Here is a 2,910-nt window from a genome sequence, read left to right on the forward strand (position 1 = left end):
AAATTTTCTTTATAAAAACCGACTTCAACCTAACCTTGATTTTTTTTTCAGAAAGCTTACAATAAAAAAATGACTAAAAGCGGTTTCAGAGAATATAACAGAATATTACAGGCAATATTATGAGAATAACTATTGAAGAGGTAGCTAAAAGAGCTGGAGTTTCCAAAGCAACTGTCTCGAGGGTTCTCAACAACAAATCCTGGGTTGCTCCCGAAACCCGTCAAAAGGTTTTAAAAGCTATCGAGCAGCTGAACTTTTCACCCAGTGAATTTGCCAAGCGGCTCGGGAGTCACAGCGAGCGCTTGGGCATTGTTGGAGCTCTTATTTCTGAATCCTACTACGGATCCTTGTTCGACAATTTCCTTTTATTTGAAATACTCAAAGGCATTGGAGAAATTGTTGACGAACATCGTGAAAGCTTACTACTCAAAACCATCAAATATGCTGATCATCAAAAAATCAGAGAAAAGAAGAGTTTTTCTTTTTATGGCAATCAGAAGATAGTTGATGGAATTATTATTGCTGGGATACCGGTTCGTGAACAATTGATAAAAGATCTGATTTTAAAAGGTCATCTGCTGGTTACGATTGGGAGATACCAATCGGCACCTTATCGGGTTTTGGTTGATAATTATGGTGGTTTGTATAAACTAACCGACTATCTAATCAGTCTGGGTCATACCAAAATCGCTCTTATCAGTGGCCCCCTTGAGTTTTATTCTTTTCACGATAAATTATTAGGATTCCAAGATTCATTAAAAAACCATGGAATAGAAGTCGATCCCAAGCTGATTATTGAAGAAAAAGGCGATCCGACTCAAGGTGGGTACTGGGGAATGGAGAAAATACTAACTTTTAAGGAACAGCCTACGGCAGTTTTAGTCACCGATATGAATATGATGGCTGGCGTTTTTCGCTACCTTCAAGAGAGAAAAATTCGAGTTCCTGATGATATTTCCATAGCCGGATATCGAGGGGAAGATTTTAATTCGTTATTTACTAAAAGTGTAACCCGAATAAAAATTGGCGAAAGAAATATCGGTCGGGTAGCAGCACGGTTACTTTATGATATTTTGAACAATTTAGTTGGATCTCGCATGGATATCACTCTTTCAACCGAGCTGGTTATAGGTGAAACCTGTAAAAAATTAGAATAGTCAGGAGAAGAGAGTTGAATTAAAATGGTTTTTCCATTAGCAGGAGATAGGAAAACCAAGTTGAAAGTACCATCTTTAGAATCTATTTAAAGGATTCTTGGCCAATGATGTCACAGAGCATGCTTCGATTGATTGTGGAAAGAAAAGAACAGGGTGGGTGAGAATGATTGATGAGAATAAAGTCAAGATTGAATATTTCGATGTTAATGCTGGTTCCTATCATAGCGTTGTTGGTGGTGGTTATCGTTATCCCTGGGATATGGGCGATTATTTTAAGTTTTACCCAATATACGCCAGGTAATGTTCCGATTTTTAACGATATCCAAAATTATGTTCAAATTATTCGAGATCGGTTTTTCAAGAATGCTTTAGCAAATAATTTAATTTTTGTAGTAGTGGTCGTCGCTTTAGAATTTATCATTGGATTGGGAAGCGCTTTGTTATTGAACCGAAAGTTTCCCCTCCAAAAACTTTGGGTTTCATTGCTTATCGCCCCTTATTGCATCAGCGAAGTTGTAGCGTGTGTTATGTGGAGATATATGCTTGATCCGAGCTACGGATTTGTAAATTATGCTCTTTCTTTCCTTGGTTTGGGACCAATTGCCTGGTTTGGGACGGTAACTTCCTCTTTTATTGGCATCATCATTGTTACAGTTTGGAAAAATTTCCCTTTTATAATGATTATTGCCTATTCAGCCCTGACCGCCATGCCCCAGGAAGTGATCGAGGCTTCAAAAATCGATGGGGCAAATCGCATACAAACCTTTCGATTCGTAGTGTTTCAACTGATCAAACCCGCTCTGTTGGTTGGTTTAACCTTTAGGATAATTTTTGCTCTTCGAGAATTTGGGATAATCTGGATTCTCACTGAGGGTGGTCCAGCAGGAGGAACGGAGATTTTGCCCATTTATCTTTATCGCCAAACCTTTCGGTATTATGAATTCGGAAGGGGAGCAGCCACAACTACCATCATGCTAATAGTAACCATATTGATTTCGATTCCTTTAGTGAGAAGGATCTATAAAGGGATGTATGAAAAGATATATTAAAACCCACCCGATTTCGATGGCAAGGAGTGAAAAAAAATGATAACCCACAAGAGAAGAAACTTGCTCATAGAAAAAATTCTTCCCGGCATTTTGTTAGCCATTGTGGTAATGTGGGCTTTCTTTCCCATTGTCAATGCGATCATAGGCTCATTAAAAATGCCCCTCCATATCTGGGATTTCCCGCCAAGATTTTTTGGTCCTTTTTACTCTCTCACCAATTATCAGGAACTGGTCAAAGATTGGCCACAATATTTCGGCAATTTGGTGAATAGCCTTATCGTGACTTCTGGAACAGCTTTGGTGGTGATTCTTTGTTCGATATTCGGAGCTTACGCTTTTTCTCGTTTTTCTCACCGCCTGGTGAGGATGTCAACCCTATTTACGATTATCATCAGAATGATTCCTCCCATAATTGTGGTCATACCATTATTTCCAATTTTTAATACTTTTGGTTTAGTTGATAAACATATCACTCTCATCATGCTCTATGCTGCCTTCATGGTGAGCATTACCACGTTGCTGATGAAGACCTTTGTTGATGATGTACCGGTCGCCTTAGAAGAGGCAGCGCTCATCGATGGATGTTCAAGGTTTCAGGCCTTTTTAAAGATCACGATTCCGCTATCGGCACCAGGTATTGTGGCAGCGGTTATTTTCACCGCAATCTTCGCTTGGAATGAGTACTTATTTGCCTTTATTTTTAC

General features: G+C 39.0%; 3 protein-coding genes. All 3 read left to right on the forward strand.

All coding sequences use genetic code 11. From position 1 onward, the window contains the following. The first annotated feature begins 119 nt into the window (after nucleotides 1–119). Nucleotides 120–1,157, forward strand: a complete 1,038-nt coding sequence (locus tag PLK24_RS08540; protein ID WP_324478175.1) for a LacI family DNA-binding transcriptional regulator — start codon at nucleotides 120–122, stop codon at nucleotides 1,155–1,157. A 170-nt stretch (nucleotides 1,158–1,327) separates the two neighbouring features. Continuing rightward, a complete protein-coding gene (locus PLK24_RS08545) occupies nucleotides 1,328–2,206 on the forward strand; it encodes a carbohydrate ABC transporter permease (protein ID WP_324478178.1) in 879 nt (292 codons plus the stop codon). 36 nt (nucleotides 2,207–2,242) lie between these two features. Beyond that, on the forward strand, nucleotides 2,243–2,910 hold a 668-nt coding region (locus PLK24_RS08550; RefSeq protein ID WP_324478177.1), incomplete at its 3' end, for a carbohydrate ABC transporter permease.

The sequence above is a fragment of the Atribacter sp. genome, assembly GCF_035418125.1.
Classification (GTDB): Bacteria; Atribacterota; Atribacteria; order Atribacterales; family Atribacteraceae; genus Atribacter; species Atribacter allofermentans.